The following is a 22,442-nucleotide window of genomic DNA, read 5'->3' on the forward strand; positions in this document are numbered from 1 at the left end:
CTTTGACCTCTCTGATTCCTTGTCTTAAACCATCGATAAGGAATCGGAGATGCACACAATCAACCTTTCTACTCTCCAGTCACTACTACCAGAAGCAAAATTTTTAAATACAGATAGTATCGTTTCTGTTTCTTTTACTGGACTCACCTCATTATCACTCGCAACTGCAAATGATATTTCCTTTGTAGCTTCTAAAACATTTGTGAACGAAGCAAAAACTTCCAAAGCTCCTGTACTCATTGTATCCTCAGATGTTGTAGACTCACTCACAGAAAAAGCCTTAATCATTGTTCCCAAAGTAGAGCTAACGACCGCAAAAATCATTCGTCTCTTCTTTCCAGAAAAACAACCTACAGGAAAACATAGTGCACAAGTTGCGATTGATCCTTCGGCAAAGATTGGATCCAATACGGATCTTGGGCATTTTGTATCTATCGGCAAAAATTCTGTGATTGGAAATGATTGTATCATTGAAGACGGAGTGAAAATCGGTGACCGAGTCCAAATTGGTGATGGTTCCAGAATTGGAAAAAACTGCGTGTTCTTTGATGATACTATTGTTGGCAAACGTTTCATTGTATTTGGAAATTCTAGTTTCGGTGGCGACGGGTTTGGATTTGTCTTCGCAGATGGAAAACACAACAAAATTCCACAAGTGGGTCGCGTTGTGATCGGTGATGATGTGGAAGTAGGAAGTAATTGTACAATTGATCGTGGCGCTCTTACCGATACAACCATCGGGAACGGATGTAAATTTGATAATATGGTTCACATTGCTCACAACTGTAAGGTGGGAGACCATGTAATCATTGCAGGTCAGTCCGGTCTTGCTGGAAGTGTCACCCTTGGAAACCATGTAATTATCGGTGGCGCTTGTGCGATCAGTGACCACTTAACACTTGTTGATGGTACCATCATTGCTGGTGGATCAAGCCTACGCACTTCTCCGAAAACAAAAGATGTTTATGTAGGATGGGATTTAGGTCTTACTTTCCCTGAATTTCAAAAGTATCGTGTGAATATCAAAAACATTGTGAACTTAAACAAATGGCTGAAGCGCATCGAAAACATTGAAAAGAAAGTGGGAATCGAAACTAAAGAATCTTAAATCGGCTTGAGAATCCTCGTTTCAATCACAGCTTACTTAAGTAGGCTGTGAACTTCAAACTCCTAATAGATTTTCATCTTGCCCCAAGAGACTTCTTGTAGACTTGCGCTTTACCATAATACACTTCCGGAATTTTATTATCAGTTAGTTTGTATGAATAACCATCATAGAAAATTTCTGTAATGTGTAAGTAACTTCTCGAACTATACAGCTCTTTTACAAAATCTGCATTAAATAAGTCGTCTTTAACTTCCAATACTTTATATTCGGCAACGCAAGGAGAAATCCATTTAACGGATGACCTGATGAATTTATCAGGATATACACGATAACTCACTTCTTCCAATTTAGTTCTCACTATAATCAATTCACCAAATTGCGCGTTATATGAGAAAACACCTGTATGAAACGTATCACATTTTTTGTCGCCAATCGAAGCGAAAATTTCAAATGGAATGAATGGCGATATTGCAAGCAAGAATGTGATCACCGCTTGTTTAATTTGGTTTTTAAACATAACTAAAGTTACCATAAATTCAATTCTATTTTACGTTACCGAATCCAAATACAATTGCACTCTTGATTTGACTTCTTCTAAAATGGAAGGATCAGGGAAAGACACAGGATTCCCTTCGGGATCGGCCCATAGGAACTCCACTCCTTCTGTTTTCAAAAGGCTCAAATAAAAAATGGGGGATGGGTTACGCCGGTTCCCTTCCAGTCCACCTAATCTCAGTGTAATGGAGCCCATGTCAGAGACCACCCATTCAAAGACCTCACCTTCCATTTTAGTTTTCCAGCGAATGGGAAAGGAAAGTTCAACATTTGCATCCATATTTAGTTGGTCATCAAACTTCGGATAATTTCCAGACAACCACTTATAGGCGATGATCGAAAATTCTTTTAGAATTGGTAAATCATTTAGACCAATGGAATTCATACGACTCTCGTTCAATGTTTCTCTCTCAATTGCAATTTCGCTTGGTCCCAAAACAAATCGAGTTCCTCTAAGGAATGATCCTTAAAAGGTTTTCCTGTTTGCAAAACCAAGTCTTCTACCATACGAAACCGGGTTTCAAACTTTTCATTGGCCCGGCGGAGGCAGGTTTCTGGATCGACAGAGAGTTTGCGTGACAAATTCACTAACAAAAAGAACAGATCACCTAACTCATCTTCGACTCTCTCATTATAAGGCAATTTTTTGGAATTGAGTGAACCTTGGGATTTTAATTCCACCTCCAGTTCCTTAATTTCTTCCTGAAACTTTTCAAAAACTCCAGAAACAGTGGGCCAATCAAATCCTTGTTTGGTGACTTTACTTTGAATTTTTTCGGAACGTTGGATGGCGGGGAGTGCTCTCGGAATTCCTGCCAAAATGCTTTTATCAGAGTCGTTACTGCCTTTGGATTCTTTTTCCTTTTGTTTCAACTGATCCCATTGGGTAAGGACCTGTTCACCGGAATCAATTCCTGATTTGTTTCCGTAGACATGAGGATGACGAAAGACTAATTTTTGGAATACATCGTTTGCCACATCTTGGAACGCAAAAGCTCCGCGTTCTTTGGCTAGTTGGCTATGAAAAGTAATTTGGAAAAGTAAGTCCCCGAGTTCTTCTTTTAAGTGGTTGTCGTCACCTCGTTCGATGGTATCCACCACCTCATAGGTTTCTTCTAGTAAATGGGGGATGACGGAAAGATGGGTCTGTTCTTTATCCCAAGGGCAACCTTCGGGGCTACGTAAATCCGCCGTGAGTGCGAGTAAGTTTTCCAAGGGAGAATCAAAATTAGGAGGGTTCACTGATTGTATTTTTCCCGAACCTTGCGGGAAGCAAACGGAAATTTTATCTTGCGAAAGGCCCCCCCCTTTACGAGTCTATCCCTATGTTCCAATCCCGTGTCTCCGTTGCCATCCTCATGGTGATCGCTACTGTCATCAGCCGTATCCTACCACACCCACCGAATTTTACGCCTATTTTGGCTGTTTCTTTGTTTTCGGGTGCTTATTTGACAGACAGACGACTTGCTCTTTTAGTTCCGATCTTGGCGATGTTTGTTTCCGATTTTTTCATTGGGTTTCATGACCTAATGCCTGTGGTTTACGGATTTATGATTCTTGCAGTCCTTTTTGGAAAACAAATCGGATCTTCGCTTACCAAATCCTTTGGATTTACAGTGGCCGGATCGGTAGTTTTCTTTGTTCTCACAAACCTTGCGGTTTGGGCGACGAGTGGAATGTATACTTTGGATCTGTCGGGCCTAGTGACTTGTTTTACACTTGCCATCCCTTTTTTCCAAAACTCAATTGCGGGTGATTTAGTGTATTCGGGAATCCTTTTTGGATCCATGGCTCTTCTGAACAGAACCGTATTTGTTACGGCAAAACAAAACGCTTAAAGTACTTAAGTTTTTCTTTTTACAACTCTTGAAACATTCGGTGGACTCGGTCGCTTGGACCATCTGCCGAATCCTTAATCCTTTCCACTAACTGCAACCGATCTCGTAAACCCATCCGATTCGCAATTTGAATTCCAAGTCCTGGCCTTGCATTCATTTCGAGTAGTAATGGACCTCTCGATTCATCGAGTACAATATCCACACCCAAATACCCTAGTCCAGACATATCGTAACACCGAGAGGCCATCTCCAAAATTGTTGGCCAATGAGGTATAATTCTTCCGCTTAATGTCTGTTTTGTGTCTGGATGGAGATGAATGATTTTATCATTACATACTGCATGGGTGAGTTCTCCTCGGCGGAGGTCAACACCCACACCGAGTGCTCCTTGGTGGAGGTTCGCCCTTCCTCCTGATTCCTTTGTAGGCAATCGCAACATGGCCATCACTGGATAACCTAAAAATACAATCACTCGAATGTCGGGAATCCCACGAAAAGAAATTTCCCGAAAGAAAGAATGGCATTCCAATCGTTCTTGTAAAATACAAGAATCAGAGTTGCCATCTAAGGAATAAAGTCCTGATAGAATTCCTGAGATATGATGATGGAGTTCTTTTTCCGATAGGATTTTGTCATCTACCTTATGGTAATTGACAGAACCATTGGCGACTTCGGATTCGCGTGTTATCACAAGGATTCCGTTCCCCATACCACCGTTAGCTGGTTTGACAACAAAGCCCGGTCTCCCTTGGATGAGTTCCCGTATATTGCGAATCCCACCGAAAGTATCCACAACTCCATAGTGATAGGGCATCGGCACATGGAACTGTCTTGCAAGTTCTGCTGTTTTCCATTTATCATCAACTAACGGATAGTATTCTCTGGGATTATAAGGTAAAATATATTCACCAATCCTACGGTTGATTCCAAGGACACCCTCCCCTTCAAATTTTTTGAAAAGGGAAATCACGACTTAAATATTTCCTTAAACCGAAATAGTTCAGATACACGGTAACCTTTGTATTGGCCAAGAAGGATTTGAATGGCGATTACAACAAATAACAATTCAGGATGTGTAAAAAAGAGGATTTGTAAAGAACCAAAAAAGAAAATCATATAACTGATAAGGGCGATCAGCAATGTTCCTGTCAAAGTCACCAAAGAATGCATCACACCTTCTTCAATGATCATAATCGAAAATCGCTCAATAAAGATCGTAGTAATGACTATAGGAAACAAAGTCACACTCATCTGATTGAAAAAAGAAATCTCTTCATTTAAAACAGAAAATAAAATTAAGGTAATTACCGTGATGGTGAGCAGAATAGAAAGCCTAGGAACTGCGAGTAGATAGTATTTATCCAAGGCATACCTTTCAAAAAAACCAAGCCCTATCATTAAAAGAAAAAAACTAATCCCGAAAAGGAGATTCGTCTCATAAAAAAACATGGCAAGTAAAATCGGGGTAAAAATTCCAAAGGTAGGAATCCCAATCATATTCCTGGCCACCGACAAAACCAAGGCACCGATAGGAATCAGGATTACTAAACGGAATAAATTTTGTAATGGTGTCGGAAGGCTATATAAAGAATAATACCTTAAAAAACTATTACTAGAAGCCACTTCTTCGCTATACTCTTTAAAATTATAACGATTTACATTGGATTTTGTGATATACGCCGTATAACGAAAAGTAGCTGGCTCTTCTCCAAGAGAACGCCTCTCCTCCACAGACTTCCAAAGCGGTAAATACCCGCTGGCACTTTGGGCAAAAATATTTTTGTACGTGGACACAAAATACCACTTCCCGTGAATTCGAATTTCATTCCAAAAACTGAGTTTCGCTTTATTATCCTTTGTGTTTTGTTTGGACAAATCAAAGCCAGCGACTGTCCTTGCTTGAATTCCTTTCATACGACAGAGAAGAGAAAATAACATGGCTTGTGTATAAGCACTTCCATTATTCAAACGGATCGTATCTGCGAGGGTGATCTCTTTGGTTGTATTTAATACTTCTTCAGAGATAAAATAGTATATTTGTTTGGCAGAAGCAACATTGTCTTTGTCATACGGATGGATTTGTTCGAATAACTTTTTTGCTAAACGTATTTCTTCTGGGGAAAAGTTTTTTAAAGAAAGGTAGTATGGTTCTTTGGTTGGCTGTTTTCTATTTTCAGGAATGATTTCTGGTTCTGGGTTGGTATGTGTATATGGCAGGATTTTTATTTTTGCATAGTATCCAATAGAAGAATTCCAATCCTCTCCTTCCCAAATTCCCAAATGACCATATTGTTTTTTCTGCAAACGAAAATCTAAATCCTCCATTTTGGTATTGGATTTAAGGACTCTTGATTGGATGAATTGTTTCGGAATAGGAAAGGTGACTTCAGAAACAGCTACATTTTCTTTTGGGAGGATTACTACTTGTAAGTTAACAGTATCATCCACTTCCACAGGCAACAAGGACAATTCAGCAACATTAAGTTTATAAAGAATTGATACAATTGGCAAAATGATAAGGATAGATACAGTAATTAAAGTTTTACGATCCAAACTAATCCCCTAAGGCATGTGATAATGAAACATCGACAAGAAACTTACCCATAAGAAAGTTTCGACCAATGAGTATGGGATAAGTTAAGTTGGTTCTATCATTTAAATTAATAATCACTTCTTCCTTATACTTTCCCATCTTCATCAATTCACTAATAATGATTCTATTCTCAGAAACACCGGAAGTACTAGTCACCTTAGCTTCTTTGACAAATTTACTTTTTAAACGAACTGGTTTTTCGTCCACGAAGGTATCAAACAAAACAAACACTTCCCCGTTTTCAGTGACCCTTTCAATATTGATCGCATGGATGGAACAGGATTTAGCTCCCGTATCTACTCGAGCACGAAGTTTCAGTTTCCAATTAGGAAATTCAACCCACTCCACTCGACCAACTATAGGCTTTAAATATTGAGGAGGAATGACAATGGGTTTGATATGCGAATCTGGTTTTTTCTCGATGATTTGTTTGGAGCCAAAACAATTCATCAATACAAGAATAGAAACAATTACAAATAAGTATGAGAATTGGCGAAAAATAATTCGTGGATGGAGTGATGGAAATTTCATAAAATGACTAGAAAATCTCATACTGACTTACGCTGCTTATTTTTCACTTCATTTTGGTATGCATTGAATAAATCAATGTATCTCAAATATCCTAAACATTTACCATCTTCAACAATCGCAAGTTTGTCGACATCATATTCTAAAAGAATGCGAAGGGCCTTTCCTAAAGTATCTTTTGTGCAAACAGAGGGAACATCTTGTACAATTTCTCCGCAGGTAATGAGGTTTTTTAAGTCTGCTTCAAATTCTGGAAGGATTCTATTTTTTCGAAGTGATACAATTCCCTTATACTCATCCCCTGCTCCAAGTAAAATGAAATCACTGGCTTGAATCCCTGGAGCATTGGATTGTAACTCCGTAAGGGAGAGATTTTCGGAGACCATAGCATACTTACGAAATTCAGAAAAATGGTCGGTGATACGAATCCGATCCATGATGTCTTGGTTCATATCCCAGTGGTGGGAGGGAGACAAAAATCTGTTTTTGATTTGGTTTCGATAGATGGAGGTTTTATGAGACAATACGACAGCGACTACAGATACAATCATGAGTGGAGGTAACAATTCATAACTTCCAATCATATCACAAACCATAATCATTCCTGCGATGGGAGCTTTTGCTACTCCCGCAAAAAAAGACCCCATTCCAACCAAAAGAAAGGGAAAGATGATTATATTTAGTTCGGGAAACAACACTTGCGCCATAGATCCCACAAAGGCACCTAACATTCCACCGATGGCGAATGATGGCCCGAGTAAACCCCCAGAACTTCCCGAACCAACAGTAAGTGAAGTAGAAAAGACTTTAAATAAAGCCACGGCCAATAGAAAAAAAGGTCCAGAAAATCCAAAACTTGTAGATTCTAAAACTTCGCCATTGATCATCCTTTGGATCAGTCCAAATCCAGAACCCAAAACTTCAGGAAATAATAAAGCAATACAACCTACAATAAGTCCACCAAATGCTGGTTTTAAGTAGTTTGGTAAGGGAAGTTTGGAAAACAAATCTTGAACAAGATGGTATATTTTTACGAAAAAGTAACCTACCAGATAACAGAGAAGCCCAAGTAGAATGTACAAGGGAATATGTCGATAGTCATTCAAACTATATTCTTGTACAGAAAATATAGAACCACTTCCCGCAATACTTGTGTAAGTAAGATAAGCAGTTACCGAAGAAAGAATACAAGGTACAAGAGAATCACTTTCGATATCTTCTTGGTAGACCATTTCAACCGCAGTGATGGCTCCACCGAGCGGAGCACGAAAAATGGCACCGAGTCCTCCGGCAGTTCCTGCTAACATCAATGTCCTTCGCGCTCGTGCTCCTGCACCCAAGAACCCTGCCAAACTCGAGCCAAACCCTGCTCCAATCTGCGCGGTGGGGCCTTCCTTTCCCCCTGACCCACCGGAACCTAACGTAAGTATGGTGGCAAGTGCTTTATAAAAAGGAACTTTGGCCTGAATTTTTCCTTCATTAAAATGGAATGCATAAATCAGTGAATCTGTTCCACCACCTTGTGCTTCCAAACAAAAGAAACTGGTGATGATTCCGACTAGGAGTCCGCCGATGGCAGGTAAAAAAACGATCCAAAGTGGAGAAATGGGGCCGACGGTTCCAACGGAATGGAAGTGTAAGTCCCCCGAAGGAATGCCTGGATCATAACCCATAAGGTTCCCAAAGGTGAAGGATTCTGTCCAAGTCAGGATCCAGTTGAATCCATAGGCGCCAAAACCGGAAAGCAAACCAATGAATAGAGAATAGACATAAATCGATCGCGGTCCCTGGATAGAAAACACGCCCTTTAGACCGAAATTTGACCCCATAGGTCAAGATTGTAAATTCGTCTAAATTTCCCAAGGAAATTCTGAATCCTCTTGACCCAAGAATGAATTCCTGTGACGATTGGATGGTATGGTTCGATCTATCGTAATCCTCTTGGTATTTTCCTCAGTTTTTACCGCTTGTGGTCTTAAGAACGAAAACAAAGCGGAATTGTCTATGCTTGCCGAAGGAGAACCCGCTCTCTACTTCTTGGGAGAAGTCGATAGCGATATCACCACTAGTTGTGGGCAAGCCACTCCGGCTACCACAAGCACCACAGGAACGGGAACCACCACAGGAACCACAGGGTCAACTTCCACGACCAATAACACACGTTTCACGGTTATTTCCCAGTTGATCTTCAAAACCAAAGAAACTCTTAACCTACGTTTTACTTATGATAGCACACAGATCCAAGGAAAAATCGATCCACAACAAGGTTTTGTCCTTGCGGGCGGAGCATTTGGTAAAACGGTCCAAGGAACACAAGGTACTGTAGAATGGTTCAACCAAGGGATCAATATAGATACATCACTCCAAAGCGCACAACAAATCTCTTTCTTTAACTTAGAAATTACGCTGAACGGAACGTATAGTTCTTCTACTTCCTCCACCAACATTTTAAACTCATGTAATACATTAGATAGTGTGAATTGTACATCGGGAACTTCCACAACACAATGTTTTACTTCAGATAATAAAACTTGCCTTGTGCAAAACACAACAACAGATGCAAAGTCTGTGATCATCCGCGGAACATTAAAATGCAACGCACCAAATATCGTTCCACAATAAAATCCAGCTAACGATCTTAAAGATTGTATCGGTTCCTTTTTTGCTTTCTTTTACTCCCACTTTCGCTTTGGGCAGAAGGTGGAGTGGGACTTTGGCATTTAGGAACAAATCCAAACACTAAACTAACAGATCTTAGCCCCAAAGACTATAATTCTCTCTTCTATTTCGGATTCACAAAAGATAGCCACTATTACCAAATCAATTTAGAAGAAAGCCCTTCAAGATACTTTCAATTTGAAAACGGGATGATTTCTGAGTTAGATTATGAGTTAATACAAAACGGAAAAATTGTCGCAAAGATCCAAACAGGGTTGGTTAGGAAAAAACTTCCGGAAGTTGCTTTTTCCGGAGGATTTGTTTTTCCTGCTAAAGAAAAGGGAACTTACCGATTTCGGATCCAATCCGATGATACACATAGAATTAATTTTCGAATTCGTGATGAATTCAGTTTATTACAGTACACAAAATCCATTTCCCTCTGGCAAGGTTTCTACTTTGGGCTTTGTATCTTAGTTTGCCTGCTATCTGCAACTCAATACATAATCTTAAGAGAAAAAATTTATCTGCTTCTGACTTTTGCCACAGTATCGATTCTATTTACAAACGTTTTAAGATCTGGTTTATTTTATGAATATGGCTTTAGTGATTGTGAGTGGTTTTATAGATACGTACCTGGCCTTATTTCATTAAGTCCATTTGGACTAATTCTTTTTTTAAGAGAATTCCTTCAAACAAAACAGAAATACCCCAACGCAGATAGGTATTTGATTTTTTATGCATATTCTTTGTTAACTTCCATTTTTATTGTCTTTATTGATCTACAGTTATACTTTCGATTTATCTATGCAAATAATCTAATGTTGTCTACAGCAAATTTCGGTTATGCCATTTATTGCATGATAAACAAAAGAGAAAATGCAAATGTTTTGTTTTATGCATTTTTAGTCAGACAAATCAGCACAACCCTACTCATCCTCACTAACTTGGGACATTTACCATCATTTCCTTTTTTGTCTTCTGCCAATGAAATTGGGGCAGCACTTCAAATGACAATCTTCACGATTGCCATCTCTAAATTTCAAATTCAAACTCGCATCAGAAAAGAACAAACTGTAACCAAAGAAAATGCGGAGTTGGAAACTATGGTATTAGAACGAACCAAAGAACTACAAACCCAAAAAGAGAAACTAGAAAGAGCCTTACTACAAATCAGTCATACAGAAAGCCAACTTGTATTTTCAGAAAAAATGTCTGAATTAGGCAAACTAGTGGCTGGTGTTGCTCATGAAATCAACAACCCGCTCAGTGCAATTAAAGCGTCGATAGAAACTTTAATTGAATCAAAAAACAATGAGATCAAAAACTTAGGGAACAAAGAAAATATCTATTCCTCACTCGCCCCGAAAGAAATCAAAACCATCAAACAAATGTTTACCTATCAATCTGATTTTGGGCTTGTCGCAAGTTACACCGAACGAAAGGATAAAAAAGCAGATCTCAAACAAACCTGCAAAGACAATGATTTAGATTTGGATGACGGAATGTTGGAAAGATTCTTAGATGTGGGAATTACCAAGTTATACGATGAAGAAATAGCCCTACTAAAATCAGGACAGGAAAAACTTTCCAATCTAATTTTTGAAGAAAAAAATTTCAAACTCCATTTATCTATCATTCAAATAGCAGTAGACCGATCTTCAAAAATCATATTAGCTCTCAAAAACTTTTCTCGTGTGACAAAAGCAGAAGAGAGGAGGATCTTCACTTTACTTGATAATATAGAAACAGTATTGACAATTTATCAATATAGAATGCGAGGAAAAGTTTCTTTAAAAAAAACATTTTTAACGGACGCAACGATTCTTGGTTGGCCGGAAGATTTAATTCGAGTATGGACAAATTTGATTATGAATGGACTGGAAGCCATGAACCAAAAAGGGAATCTTATGATCACTACAGAAAAACATGGAAATTTAGTTGAGATCAAAGTAATAGACAATGGCCCTGGAATTCCATTAGAGATTCAGAAAAAAATCTTTGATCCTTTTTTCACAACTAAGAATCACGGTGAAGGAACAGGGATGGGACTTGGCATTACAAAATCAATCATTGAAAAACACAAAGGGAATATCTATATAGAATCTGAACCTGGAAGAACTTGTTTCTCCATTCAGTTACCAATCATCGAATTCATTGACCCCAATGAACCATTCGTCGAAGAATGATTATGATTATTAAGTAAGGCGATCTAATTGCTCCACAAATAACTTCCGTTCGGAGCTATCTGGGAATTGATTTAAAAAACCAAGTAGAAAGTTTTTTTCAGAATTTAGTTCTTCGTGCAACATTGCAGATATTTTCTTAGATTCCATCAGGCCCAGGATATAAGATTCATCAGAAGTGTTTCTTTCTTCTTTTTTGAATACAGATTCTAACTTTCTTTTTTCCAAAAGGCCAAGTTGGTTACGAAGGACAAGGACAGGATATGTAAATAATCCATTTTTAAAATCTTTCAAAAATTCCTTACCACTTGTGCTAGAATCTACAAAATAATCCAAACAATCGTCTTTCTTTTGGAAGAGTTTACCCAACCTAACACCGAAATCGCGAATGACAGCCCTTTCCTTTTTGGATTTGTTAGCAAGGATTGCTGCGGATTCTGTACAAACTCCAAATAACGAAGCAGTTTTTCCATAAATGATGGAATCGTAAATTTTTAAGGATATTTTAGGATTTTTTTCCCATTCCATTTGCAACAGTTCACTCACGGATAGGTCCTTTAATACTTGGGAAAAAATTTCCATAAGTTCTGGATTCCCAAGTGAGTTGAGTCGACTGATTCCGCAAGCCAAGAGATAGTCGCCGGCAAGGATGGCAGTTTTGTCTCCAAATAAGGATCCAATGGTGGGTTTACCACGACGGATAGGAGCATTATCTACTACATCATCATGAAGTAAACTCGCAGCATGGATGAGTTCGGCAACACTTCCTACATCAAGCCAACTTACGTCCGTTACACCCAGAAATTGACAAAATAAATAATGTGAGAATGGACGGATCCGTTTTCCACCAGAAGTGATTACATGTTTTTTTATTTTTTTAAGAACGGGAATATCTTCTTTGATGATTCCATCCAAATTTTTATCAAACTTAGCTAAGATGGATTGGATTCGAAGATTTGATTTCATTCTTTATTCCACATGCGTGGATCTGCTTTCTAAAATCTGCAGGTGGTCCTTAATGATATTTTCCATTTCTTTTGTTTGGTTGTCTCTGTAAATATGGATTAGATTCCGACACATACGTTTGATCATAGAAAGTGTAGATGCTTTTGTGAAATATTTTGGTGAATTGGTATATCCGTTCGCTTCTAAAAACTTTTCACAAGTAAACTTGTCTAACAAAACGCCACCATGGAATGGATCAATATAGGTAAAGTATCCTTCCGATTCATATTGCAAAAGAAAATGAAGTGGCAAATTGGTTCCATAAAGTGGCAATCCCAACCGTTGTCCAACTAACAAATAGACTACGGACAAAGAAATGGGAATCCCTAACCGACTTTTGATTACTTGGAATAAATAAGAATTACCAGGATCATTATAATTCTGGATATTTCCAACAAAACCTTCTTCTTGGAATAAAACCTGACAAAGGATTTGGACTTTGAGTTCGTCGGTTAAATAACCGGAATGATCATCATAGAGTTCTGAAACACGAAGCGCAATCCGATCCAACTCATGTTTAATTTCAGCATAGTTTTGATCAGGAAATCCAATACTAGACAATTGAACTGCCATCTCTTCCAAATCTTTATAATGGTTTGTATTCCCACGTAACGTGAGTTTAAAGAAAGAATGGCGAAGTCTATGACGAGTGATTTCCGATTTTAGATTACGCGCTTGTACTCGAAGGTAAGGGTCTTTTACTTCTTCCAAAGCAGATTCTAACTGGATCTGCCATGGAATTCGGGAAGCGATGAGTTTTAATAAAAAACGTTTTTTTTCAGGAGGAGCAACTTCCCAATCATACAGAAGACGAGTGATATCGTCAGGATAAAAATCAGGAAAAGAAGTTTGTCCCATACAAAAACTATTTATAAAAAATCAAAAATGTCAATCGAATCTGAAAGTTTATACTAATTCCGCAAGTGCTTGTGCTTCTTGTTCTTTGTTCGGAGGAGTTCCATGCCATTTAGGATTGTTTTCCATATAAGAAACACCTTTTCCTAAAATAGTTCTAAACACAATCAGTGTTGGTCCACCTGTATGTTGTTTTGCTTTCGCAAAGGCAGCAAAGATATCTTCCATATTATGTCCGTCTGCATTGATTACATTCCAACCAAACATCTCAAACTTTTTATCCAATGGTTCTAACTTCATTACTTCTTCTGTGTTACCATCGATTTGGATGTAGTTACGATCCATAAAGGCAATGAGGTTATCAGTTTTGAAGTGGACTGCAGATTGTGCGGCTTCCCAAGTCATTCCTTCACCACATTCCCCATCAGATATGCATGTATAAATTTTATATGTCTCTTTTTTTAGTCTCGCACCAAGTGCCAAACCAACAGAAACAGATAAACCTTGCCCCAGAGATCCAGAACTAGATTCGATTCCCTTCATATAACGAGTGGAAGGGTGGCCTTGGAGATAAGAATTGATATTTCTAAATGTAAGTAAATCTTCTACGGGGAAATATCCTGAAAGTCCCATGGAAGCATAACGAACCGCACAGACGTGACCATTAGAAAGAATGAGTCGGTCTCTTTCTGGCCATTCAGGATTTTTTGGATCATGATTCAAAATAGAAGTATAAAGTGCCGCGTAAATATCAGCAAGTCCAAGAGGACCACCTGGGTGACCTGAGTTTGCAGCCGTTACCATTTTGATCACTTGGATTCGGATATCTTTTGCAAATTTTTTTGCGACTTCAATTTTTTCCATGAACATTCCTTAAAGCGGTTTTGATTGAAATAAAAACAGACCGGAGATATAAACAATCGTGTACAATGGCAAAAAGATGTAATGCAATTTTACGTGTAGGTTTCGTTTTCTTTTCCATCCCAAATAACCCATACACAACATAAGAACGAGGGCTATGGCTGCAAAAAAACGATGGATATGAATGATGATTTCTGGCGCCATTGGATAAATTTGGTGTTCCGTTATGCCACCTAACAAATATTTCATGCTTAGTAAGTAGACTGCGGCAGATAAATTTGCTAAAATCCCGATGGTATTGAAAAACCTATGTCGGTTTTGGTCCTTCTTTCGAAAAAAATAACCCAAATAGAATCCAATAAGGGAGACCGTCATGAGAGAATTGACCAAAAACAGTGCCATCTCCTGTCATTCTGATAGAATCCACCTCCGCTCAAAGAATTTTTATTTGACCTTAACGGCTTTTCACAAAAATTGGAAATGCATGCCGCCTTAGCTCAGTGGTAGAGCAGCTGTTTTGTAAACAGCCGGTCGGAGGTTCAAATCCCTCAGGCGGCTTCATGCACTTCTTCGGGTAGGTACTCAAGTGGCCAACGAGGGCAGACTGTAAATCTGCTGGTTTTACCTTCGAAGGTTCGAATCCTTCCCTGCCCAAACTAAGTTCCGATTCAAAGGAACAAAACTCCCAACTAACAAGAAACTGAAGGATTCGAATAGAACCCGAGCGACTGCGACAATAGGAGTAGTTTCCGCACGATGCGGAAAAGCGAGCGGTGACGGGCCCGAGCAAGCGAAGCCAGGATGGCGGAGCGAAGGGTGGGCGAATGCCTTCCCTGCCCAAACTAAGTTCCGATTCAAAGGAAAAAAACTCCCAACTAACAACAAACTGAAGGATTCGAATCGTTCCCCTTAGTGATTGCGATCTACCCTAAATCACCCAGTTCTGCATCTTAGTTCGATAGAAATAATACGCCCCGTCTTTTTTCCTTTGCAACTGAACTCCAAACTGACCTCGTTTGGAACGTACAACGGATACAAAATTCAAAGTCTCTTGGCCTTCCCAGAAAACTGTAGGATATATTTGTTTGCCTGATCCATCATAGAAGGCCCATTGTGTTTCTTCGGTATCTGATAGTTCTTCGGTAAAAAACTGATCTAAACTTATTTCTGTTTCTGGTAAATGCATACAATTGACAGAAGGAGAAATTGGATTTCGCCCAAATACATGGATGGGTTTTTGTTTACAAAAACGAATTTGATCTCGGGAAGAACCAACAAGTTCTAATCTTAAAGTTTGTTCTGGTGTGACTAAAAAATTAGATAACACAGGATAGGTGAAACAAAGTAAACTTAGAGCGATAGAAAAAAGATAAAATTTACGGTTCATTGGTTTGTCCCCGGAAAGAGTAATGTTAAAAATTCATTTCCTTCTCTTTCCGCTAAAATGCGAATGCTTCTTTCATACTGTTTCCAGGAATTGTTGGCAGTCGGAGAACAATAAAAATACAACAGGGTTTCGATTTCATCTGAGGATGACTGACTAAATTTAAATGTAGAACACATCTCCTTTGTATTTCCGTTGAATACGAGAGATTTTGTGGTTTCTAAATCGGATCTTGGTTTGGATCCAAAACTCCCACTCATACGAAAGTAACGAGCAGACAATTCATATTCTGTTGTTTGGCGGTAATATACCCCCATCAAATACAAAACATCTGATTTTTCTTGCTCCGACCGTTCGGTTTCTGGTTCCCCGAGGATCGTTTTTAAAAATTCCTTACCAGAGTCAGCCCCGATTTTAAATTCAGAAATCCCAATGAATAATGGAGTTTTGGCCATAGACGGATTCTCGGAGTAAATCGATAAAATCGCTTTATATTGTTTGCGTTTCAAAAGAATGATGGAGGCAAACTCATATAACTTTTGTGAGTTGGCTATTTTTAGATGCTCTGAAAGTTCACTAGACTTATCTGATGAGGCCTTCGATGCTAATACATAAGTAGCGGAAAGTTCCGATACACCAATCGGTTTATAAATCTCTATTAGATGAGACCAAATCCAACCTCTTTCTTTTGAGGGTATGAGGGATGGAAACTTACTTCCTAAAAACAAAGCATCCAAAAGTTTCCCATGTTTTTTATACAAAAAGAAAAGTCTCGAAACCACAGCCTTTTGTAACTTTCCGGATGGTTTTTGACTGAGAGCCTTTTCATATAAGGGAATGGCAAAAAGTGTATTCACCTGTTCCATTTCATACCCCTCTTCGTAATACGAATTGGCAGAAAGAGAAAGATTAAATACAAACGAGAATAGAATGATACAAAAAGAAATGAGTTGTATGCGATTTGTTTTCAATTAGTACAATCCTTTCATCAAATCTTTGTTCTCTGATTGTACAGACTTATGATCTTCTGTGCAAATTCCTTCGGGAGGATAATCGGAAAGATAGAGTTCATTCGCGACAGGACAGGTCGGGGATGCTTGTTTTCCCGTTAAGGCACAAATTTTATGCGGCTTTGCATACACCGGTTGACTAAATTGGATTTTCGGAATGATATTTTTTTTATCAATAGAAGAAACAATCTCTCCCCAAAGCGGTGCTGCCACTGCCCCACCAAGTCCACTACCACCCATTCCAAATTTTGGATTGTCGTAACCAATCCATACTGCCAATGCTAAGTCTGGCCTTGCTCCCACAAACCAAGCATCTTTATAATCATTTGTGGTTCCTGTTTTTCCAATCAGATCCCCCGCATAACCACCGCTCCGTACTCCACTGGCACGACCACTATCTCTAAGTAAAGATACCATCACCTCGGCAGTATCTGGGCGAATCACTTGGCGCTCTGGAGGTAATTTTAATTTAAACTCATCGGCCCCACCCGCTTCATATAAAACAACACCCTTCGCATTTTTAATTCTTTGAATGAGGTAGGGACGTTTCACGGTTCCTTGGTTGACAAAACCAGTAAAGGCAGATGCCATCTCCAGTGGAGAGATCTCTAAGGTTCCGAGTGCCAACGACAAATCACCGCGATACCGAGCTTTCTTTTCAGCATCGTTCGGAAAAAAATACTTTGTAAAATAACGTTCAATGCCTGCACTTCCCAATCGCTCCGCAACTTGGACGGCTGCCGTGTTTTTTGATTTCACTAGGGCCGTGCGTAAAGAAATCTCTCCATCAAAACTTCCCCCCAAGTTTTCAGGTGCCCACTCCTTTCCACCACCACCACGGTAGTACAAGGGAGCGTCTAGAATTCTTGTTCCGGCTTGGATCACACCAGCATCAATTGCCGAGGCATATAACACTGCCTTGATGGAACTTCCCGTTTGCCTACGCATCTGTGTGGCCCGATTGAACTGGTTTTGTGAGTTAAATTCCTCACCCCCATGAATAAATAACACCTGACCTGTGTTTGGTTGTATTCCGACAATGGCTGCTTGGACAGCGCTTGTATCTTTTTCAGAATCCAAACTGTCAGTATTCCAAACCATTTCGTTTAGGATGGTTACCTCTTCCATTTTTTGACGAAATGCTAAATCCATGGGCGACTCCGGTTTTAATCGGATTCGTTTTTTCTGAATTTTCCCAGACTTCCTAGTTTTCGAAAGATACTCACGAACCATGGGACCAATCAGTTCCTGTGCCCCGCGATCCAAGGTGGTTTCCACAGTGTACCCACCACTTTCGTAAATATTTTTATCTCCTTCTAAAGAAGAAAGAACTCCGCGAACATGTTCTGTTACATAGGGAGCGATGTCTTGTCTGGATCCGAAAACTGTTTCGTTGGGAGAACGAGTAGAAAGGTTATGATAGAAACTAACAAACTTATCCCGATCTAGGTTGGGATAAATGCCACGATTGCGAAACATCTGCAATATGGCTCGGACTCGGGTGTATGATTCTTCGGGATTTTTGAGTGGAGAGTATTTGTTGGGAGCTGAAGGAAGAGATGCTAATAGCACCATTTCTTCTTTACTTAACTCCATCGGATTTTTCTGAAAATAAAATTTAACCCCTTCCCCAAATCCAAAAGCACCATGACCCAAGTAGACATGATTCATATAAGTTTCCAAAATTTGTTCTTTTGTTAAAACTGATTCCAGAGCAAATGCAAGTTGTGCTTCACGCCACTTACGATTTAAACTTTTACGACGATCATCTAAAATAATTCGTGCTAACTGTTGTGTGATGGTAGAGGCACCTTGTTTATAACTTAAGTTGATTATATTTTTAAAAATGGCTCTAAGGATTGCGGAATAATCTATCCCCCCATGAAAGAAAAATTTTTGATCTTCAATATTCAAAAGGATTGAAATCATATCTTCCGGATAATCTTGCAAATGTAAGGTGGATGTTCGTTTCTGGAAAATTTCACTCACCATCTGTCCGTTACGATCTAGAATTTTTGTAGGAATATTTTTAGAAAGAGACTCCAAATACATGGGCACTTCTTTTTTGGTAGCAAGGACTCCTGCCACAAAGTAAGAAAACCCGAGGATAAACAAAAATAAACAAACAGAAGTGAGAGTGAAAGCAAGCTTCACATAAGAAAAGGAAGTAGTTTTTCTGCGTCCACTGGTCAGTCTTTGTTTTAAGGGTTTGGGTTTGAATGTCCGAACTTCAGGTTCTTTTTCCCTTTCAAAGACAACCTTTCGTTCCCAAAATGGTTTGGATTTGGATTCCGATCTTTCCTGAAAGGAATTCGGTTTGGTTATGGATGGCGTTGGGATTTTAAAAGGTTGGAAGGATTGCTCCGTATCGGAAACCGGTGTTTCCTTGGTTATTACCTGCAAAATTTCAAAACGATAGTCAGAAAAATTAAGAATTACCTTCTCTTTGCAATGAGCGCATGTTAGCTGAAATTTACCTTCCCTGGGGATTGGTTCGGGTAACCTAGATGCCTTTTGGCAGTGGGGACAAAGGTATTTGGGAGAAAGTGCCGACATAGGTTCTCCCTAATCTTATCGGACGTTTGTTAAAATTACAAAATCAGCGATTTTCACAAATTCGCTACTCTCTTCCCGATCTTTGACAAATCCAGAGATAACTAAGACAGAAAGCCCCATTTCTCGTAGTCTGTGGACGACACCACCCCTCCGGTCCGAATGGAAGCGACCGTTTAAGTGGACCACCTTCTTTCCCGTTTTGTAGAATTCTCGGGAAATTGCCTCGGCCATCCCTTGGTCCCAGGTGGCTTGCCCGAGAACCAAGTATTGGTTTGTCGGTCCGTGGCCTCCGCCATGTCCTTCCGCAAAGAGAGCCATTAACCTTTGTTTGTAATCCTCGCTTAGATATTTTTCCAAACTATAGGCAGGCGGTAGATACTGAATTGCTAAATCAGAGAACTCCCGATAAGCGGACAAACCCTTTCTTGAAATTACATTTACATAACGCCTGGGCGGATTGGCAGCAATCACATTACACTTTTTTTCTTTGGCAATGACAACTAACGGTAAATAGTCGGATTTGAAATTTTTCCAATGAGTTATTGAAGAAAGAAAATGTGACTCTGAAATGGTTCCTTTCGTAAATTCATTTACGAGGATCTGTTGGTCTTGCTCCAACATTTCCAAAGATAAAGAGGTGGATTCTACCTCAGATATACTTTTAAACAGAGTTTCATAAAAACGATGGAGGTCCCCATTGTCATGTTCTTCTCCCAGAATGATGACATCATATTTGGAAGATTCTTTTACAATCTCTGTGATGGAAACAGTTTCTGCCGTGGAAGTACGAACAATTTGTACAGGAAAAGTAACTTCCTCGGCAGAAATTCCTAAGACAAAAAGAAAAACAAATACAATCGGAGATCGAAACAGACTACAAAAGGCTTTCAATCGCTTGTTTTAACTCCGCACTTTCTGGTTTGGTTCCAGAAGGAAACCGATGGACTACATTCCCATTTTTATCGATTAGGAATTTTTCAAAGTTCCATTTCACATCCCCTTTTTCTTTTGCATTCTCTGTCAGAAATTGATAAACGGGATCTTTATCATTTCCAAGAACTTTGGTTTTTTTCATTAGATCAAAAGTAACCCCAAAGTTTAGTTTGCAAAACTCTGCAATTTGCGATTCTGTTCCGGGTTCTTGTCCACCAAAATCATTCGAAGGAAACCCAACTACTTTTAGTCCTTTGTCTTTATAAGACTGATGGATTTTTTCGAGTCCTTCATATTGTGGCGTATAACCACATTTAGATGCTACATTGACTACTAGGACGGGATGTCCCTTGTATTCGGAAAGAGAAACTTCTTTCCCTTGGATTGAAACTGATTTGAAATCATGGAATGACATCTTTTTTGCTCCAGCATAGATAGGAAAACCAATCAAGAGAAAAATGGCAAACAAAACTTTTCTTTGCATGGAACCCCCCTGTTTCATGTTTAGACTATGTCTGCATTGTTTTTCGCTGTTCTTTCCGAAGCCAAACCATGGTTGGAACTTTTGCAGGCGAAACCCTTGGTCCATTCTGGGAAATTTCGAATCTTCCAAAAAGATTCTCATTCGATAATCATTTCTGGCACAGGCAAAATTTCTATGGCCTTGGCGGTTTCCGAATTTGCTCATACCTTATCCAAAGAGGAAAGGAATCAAATGAAGGTTTGGAATTTGGGAATTGCCGGTTCTAATCTTAACAAACTATCATTAGGTGATTTTTGCTGGATCCATAAAATTACTGATGCCGCCACCAAAAGAGACTTTTATCCCGACAGGATCATAAATTCCCTATTCACCAAAGAAATAAATCTCACAACATTTGATAGGCCCATCACTAAAGAAAAAAATATAGATAGGTTTTTTTCTCTCACAAAAGAAGAGTTAGATGGAATTAGTTTAGTAGACATGGAAGGCTCTGGATTTTTTGAAGCCGCCTCCCTATATTTTCCCTTAGAAAACATAAACGTTGGAAAAGTAGTCTCAGATCACCTCGAGGGAAAATTTTGCCAAACAGAAGATGTGGAAAAGTGGATGGAAAATATTGCAGGAAAGCTTTTCGAAGAATGGATTTCCCCTTTGCCTTGGGCAAGTATTGACGAAATCGACACCATTGAATGGCCGAAGGTCGAAAATTTCATCGGGGATCTTCGCCTAACGGAAACCATGAAACATGATCTAAAAAAATCCGTTCGTTTTTTTCGATTACGAAATCCCAACACTCAACTTCCTTTTCCCGATGAAGCAACAAAAGCCAATCTAAAATCCAAGTCAGATTTAAAAAATTATTTTGAAACATGGAAAAAATCCCTCCATGTTTAAATCATTCTCTCATATTTATATTGAAGAGGGGATCAAAGACCACTCGCGCACCAAAGAAATTTTAGCTAAATTTCCCAATGCCATACCAGTTTTGATTCGGCATTATAAAGATAGTTTTAATCGGAACTCCCAAAACTTTCGAATCCAAAAAGAAACTCCCAAGTTAATTTTGGCCGAAAAAAAAGATCAATTTTTATATCCAGGAAGTGATTTTTCACCTAACTTCTCACATCCTCACTTTTACTACAATACTTTGGCACTCAATTGTATTTATGATTGCGAATACTGTTATTTACAGGGAATGTTTCCATCCGCAAATCTCGTGTTATTTGTGAATTGGGAGGATTTTTTTTCTGCTACCAAAGATTTTTTAGAGGAGAAAAAATCACTCTATCTTGCCTTATCCTACGACACTGACCTTTTGGCCTTGGAATCGTTTTTTCCTGCGACGAAAGAATGGCTTAAATTTGCAGAATCACAGCCAAACTTGAGTTTGGAGATCCGGACAAAGTCAACTAACTACAGTCAAATTGCGAAATCTACCCCAAACCCCAATGTGATCTTAGCATGGACCTTGAGTCCTCAAACCATTATTGAAACCATCGAACATGGAACCCCGTCTTTACAAGCCAGGTTAAAGGCCATAAGCCGTGCTATCCGTGACGGTTGGAAGGTTCGTATCTGTATTGATCCGATTCTAAGAGTTCCGAACTGGCAAACCCATTACCAATCGTTAGTCGATTCATTAGGGAAAGAACTAAAAACAGAAGGCCTTGCTGACATTAGCATTGGTGGGTTCCGAATGAATATTGATTTTCTAAAAAGGATGGTGGATGTCAGAAAGGACTCTTCCATTTTATTTCATGCTTTTGAAAAAAAAGATAAAATAGTTTCTTATTCAAAATTAGAAACAGAAGAAATTTTAGAACTAATGCAAATGGCCTTGCACAAACATTTTTCTCCTTCTCAAATAAAAGTAAGTTATTCCTGAATT

22 protein-coding genes and 2 tRNA genes are annotated in these 22,442 nt (G+C 39.0%); 8 read left to right on the forward strand and 16 right to left on the reverse strand.

All coding sequences use genetic code 11. The annotated features are described in order from the left end of the window. Positions 1 to 49: 49 nt before the first annotated feature. The gene (gene lpxD / locus JWG40_RS18480; RefSeq protein ID WP_205287230.1) at positions 50 to 1,108 is read left to right on the forward strand and encodes a UDP-3-O-(3-hydroxymyristoyl)glucosamine N-acyltransferase; all 1,059 of its coding nucleotides are present in this window, start codon (positions 50 to 52) and stop codon (positions 1,106 to 1,108) included. Positions 1,109 to 1,181: 73 nt separating this feature from the next. On the opposite strand, the gene JWG40_RS18485 is transcribed toward lpxD, so the two are convergent. Genes JWG40_RS18485 through mazG form a run of 3 tightly spaced genes read right to left on the reverse strand, consistent with a single transcriptional unit; the run spans position 1,182 to position 2,905 of the window. Further along, on the reverse strand, positions 1,182 to 1,640 hold the full coding sequence (locus tag JWG40_RS18485) for a hypothetical protein (RefSeq protein WP_205287231.1): 459 nt from the start codon (positions 1,638 to 1,640) through the stop codon (positions 1,182 to 1,184). A gap of 15 nt (positions 1,641 to 1,655) precedes the next feature. After that, the gene (locus JWG40_RS18490) at positions 1,656 to 2,048 is read right to left on the reverse strand and encodes an LIC_13241 domain-containing protein (protein ID WP_205287232.1); all 393 of its coding nucleotides are present in this window, start codon (positions 2,046 to 2,048) and stop codon (positions 1,656 to 1,658) included. A gap of 11 nt (positions 2,049 to 2,059) precedes the next feature. After that, a complete protein-coding gene (mazG, locus tag JWG40_RS18495) occupies positions 2,060 to 2,905 on the reverse strand; it encodes a nucleoside triphosphate pyrophosphohydrolase (protein WP_205287233.1) in 846 nt (281 codons plus the stop codon). Positions 2,906 to 2,988: 83 nt separating this feature from the next. On the opposite strand from mazG, the gene JWG40_RS18500 reads away from it, so the two are divergent. Further along, complete coding sequence (locus JWG40_RS18500; RefSeq protein ID WP_205287234.1) at positions 2,989 to 3,501, forward strand: DUF6580 family putative transport protein; 513 nt, start codon at positions 2,989 to 2,991, stop codon at positions 3,499 to 3,501. 19 nt (positions 3,502 to 3,520) lie between these two features. On the opposite strand, the gene JWG40_RS18505 is transcribed toward JWG40_RS18500, so the two are convergent. From JWG40_RS18505 to JWG40_RS18520, 4 genes are read right to left on the reverse strand one after another with little or no spacing between them, the layout of a single operon-like run. Then, complete coding sequence (locus JWG40_RS18505; RefSeq protein ID WP_205287235.1) at positions 3,521 to 4,471, reverse strand: alpha-L-glutamate ligase-like protein; 951 nt, start codon at positions 4,469 to 4,471, stop codon at positions 3,521 to 3,523. Next, positions 4,468 to 6,054: a 7TM domain-containing protein gene (locus JWG40_RS18510; RefSeq protein ID WP_205287236.1), complete on the reverse strand. Its 1,587-nt coding sequence runs from the start codon at positions 6,052 to 6,054 to the stop codon at positions 4,468 to 4,470. The genes JWG40_RS18505 and JWG40_RS18510 overlap by 4 nt, the downstream gene beginning before the upstream one ends. 1 nt (position 6,055) lies before the next feature. Beyond that, the gene (locus JWG40_RS18515) at positions 6,056 to 6,625 is read right to left on the reverse strand and encodes an ATP-dependent zinc protease family protein (RefSeq protein WP_232369488.1); all 570 of its coding nucleotides are present in this window, start codon (positions 6,623 to 6,625) and stop codon (positions 6,056 to 6,058) included. Positions 6,626 to 6,642: 17 nt separating this feature from the next. Continuing rightward, the gene (locus JWG40_RS18520; RefSeq protein WP_232369489.1) at positions 6,643 to 8,451 is read right to left on the reverse strand and encodes a chloride channel protein; all 1,809 of its coding nucleotides are present in this window, start codon (positions 8,449 to 8,451) and stop codon (positions 6,643 to 6,645) included. A gap of 88 nt (positions 8,452 to 8,539) precedes the next feature. Here JWG40_RS18520 and JWG40_RS18525 point away from each other — a divergent pair, with 88 nt between their 5' ends. Together JWG40_RS18525 and JWG40_RS18530 are read left to right on the forward strand one after the other, a co-directional pair. Next, positions 8,540 to 9,244: an LIC10920 family plasminogen-binding lipoprotein gene (locus JWG40_RS18525; RefSeq protein ID WP_205287238.1), complete on the forward strand. Its 705-nt coding sequence runs from the start codon at positions 8,540 to 8,542 to the stop codon at positions 9,242 to 9,244. 23 nt (positions 9,245 to 9,267) lie between these two features. Continuing rightward, positions 9,268 to 11,469, forward strand: coding sequence for an ATP-binding protein (locus JWG40_RS18530; RefSeq protein WP_205287239.1), 2,202 nt, complete (start codon positions 9,268 to 9,270; stop codon positions 11,467 to 11,469). A 9-nt stretch (positions 11,470 to 11,478) separates the two neighbouring features. Here JWG40_RS18530 and JWG40_RS18535 read toward each other — a convergent pair whose 3' ends face one another. From JWG40_RS18535 to JWG40_RS18550, 4 genes are read right to left on the reverse strand one after another with little or no spacing between them, the layout of a single operon-like run. Continuing rightward, a complete protein-coding gene (locus JWG40_RS18535) occupies positions 11,479 to 12,432 on the reverse strand; it encodes a polyprenyl synthetase family protein (RefSeq protein ID WP_205287240.1) in 954 nt (317 codons plus the stop codon). Positions 12,433 to 12,435: 3 nt separating this feature from the next. Further along, entirely contained in the window at positions 12,436 to 13,329 is an 894-nt protein-coding gene (locus JWG40_RS18540) for a transglutaminase-like domain-containing protein (protein WP_205287241.1), read from the reverse strand. Positions 13,330 to 13,377: 48 nt separating this feature from the next. Then, a complete protein-coding gene (locus tag JWG40_RS18545; RefSeq protein ID WP_205287242.1) occupies positions 13,378 to 14,190 on the reverse strand; it encodes a transketolase in 813 nt (270 codons plus the stop codon). 9 nt (positions 14,191 to 14,199) lie between these two features. Continuing rightward, a complete protein-coding gene (locus JWG40_RS18550) occupies positions 14,200 to 14,589 on the reverse strand; it encodes a hypothetical protein (protein WP_205287243.1) in 390 nt (129 codons plus the stop codon). 84 nt (positions 14,590 to 14,673) lie between these two features. Here JWG40_RS18550 and JWG40_RS18555 point away from each other — a divergent pair. Together JWG40_RS18555 and JWG40_RS18560 are read left to right on the forward strand one after the other, a co-directional pair. Then, positions 14,674 to 14,745: transfer RNA gene (locus tag JWG40_RS18555), tRNA-Thr, on the forward strand. 14 nt (positions 14,746 to 14,759) lie between these two features. Continuing rightward, positions 14,760 to 14,841, forward strand: a tRNA-Tyr gene (locus tag JWG40_RS18560). Between the two features lie 274 nt (positions 14,842 to 15,115). Here JWG40_RS18560 and JWG40_RS18565 read toward each other — a convergent pair. From JWG40_RS18565 to JWG40_RS18585, 5 genes are read right to left on the reverse strand one after another with little or no spacing between them, the layout of a single operon-like run. Beyond that, complete coding sequence (locus tag JWG40_RS18565) at positions 15,116 to 15,574, reverse strand: hypothetical protein (RefSeq protein WP_205287244.1); 459 nt, start codon at positions 15,572 to 15,574, stop codon at positions 15,116 to 15,118. Beyond that, positions 15,571 to 16,542, reverse strand: coding sequence for a hypothetical protein (locus JWG40_RS18570; protein WP_205287245.1), 972 nt, complete (start codon positions 16,540 to 16,542; stop codon positions 15,571 to 15,573). Before JWG40_RS18570 ends, JWG40_RS18565 begins: the two co-directional genes overlap by 4 nt. Next, positions 16,543 to 19,137 carry a transglycosylase domain-containing protein gene (locus JWG40_RS18575; protein WP_205287246.1) on the reverse strand — a complete coding sequence of 865 codons (2,595 nt, stop codon included), beginning with the start codon at positions 19,135 to 19,137 and terminating at the stop codon, positions 16,543 to 16,545. Between the two features lie 15 nt (positions 19,138 to 19,152). After that, a complete protein-coding gene (locus JWG40_RS18580) occupies positions 19,153 to 20,028 on the reverse strand; it encodes a ChaN family lipoprotein (protein WP_205287247.1) in 876 nt (291 codons plus the stop codon). Beyond that, positions 20,012 to 20,572, reverse strand: a complete 561-nt coding sequence (locus JWG40_RS18585) for a glutathione peroxidase (protein WP_408611559.1) — start codon at positions 20,570 to 20,572, stop codon at positions 20,012 to 20,014. Before JWG40_RS18585 ends, JWG40_RS18580 begins: the two co-directional genes overlap by 17 nt. A 9-nt stretch (positions 20,573 to 20,581) precedes the next feature. Here JWG40_RS18585 and JWG40_RS18590 point away from each other — a divergent pair, with 9 nt between their 5' ends. Both JWG40_RS18590 and JWG40_RS18595 read left to right on the forward strand, forming a co-directional pair. Then, the gene (locus tag JWG40_RS18590) at positions 20,582 to 21,448 is read left to right on the forward strand and encodes a phosphorylase (protein WP_205287248.1); all 867 of its coding nucleotides are present in this window, start codon (positions 20,582 to 20,584) and stop codon (positions 21,446 to 21,448) included. Beyond that, positions 21,441 to 22,439 (forward strand): SPL family radical SAM protein, encoded by a 999-nt coding sequence (locus tag JWG40_RS18595; protein ID WP_205287249.1) that lies wholly within the window; start codon positions 21,441 to 21,443, stop codon positions 22,437 to 22,439. The genes JWG40_RS18590 and JWG40_RS18595 overlap by 8 nt, the downstream gene beginning before the upstream one ends. Positions 22,440 to 22,442 lie beyond the last annotated feature (3 nt).

The organism is Leptospira abararensis (genome assembly GCF_016918735.1).
Taxonomy (GTDB): Bacteria; Spirochaetota; Leptospiria; order Leptospirales; family Leptospiraceae; genus Leptospira_A; species Leptospira_A abararensis.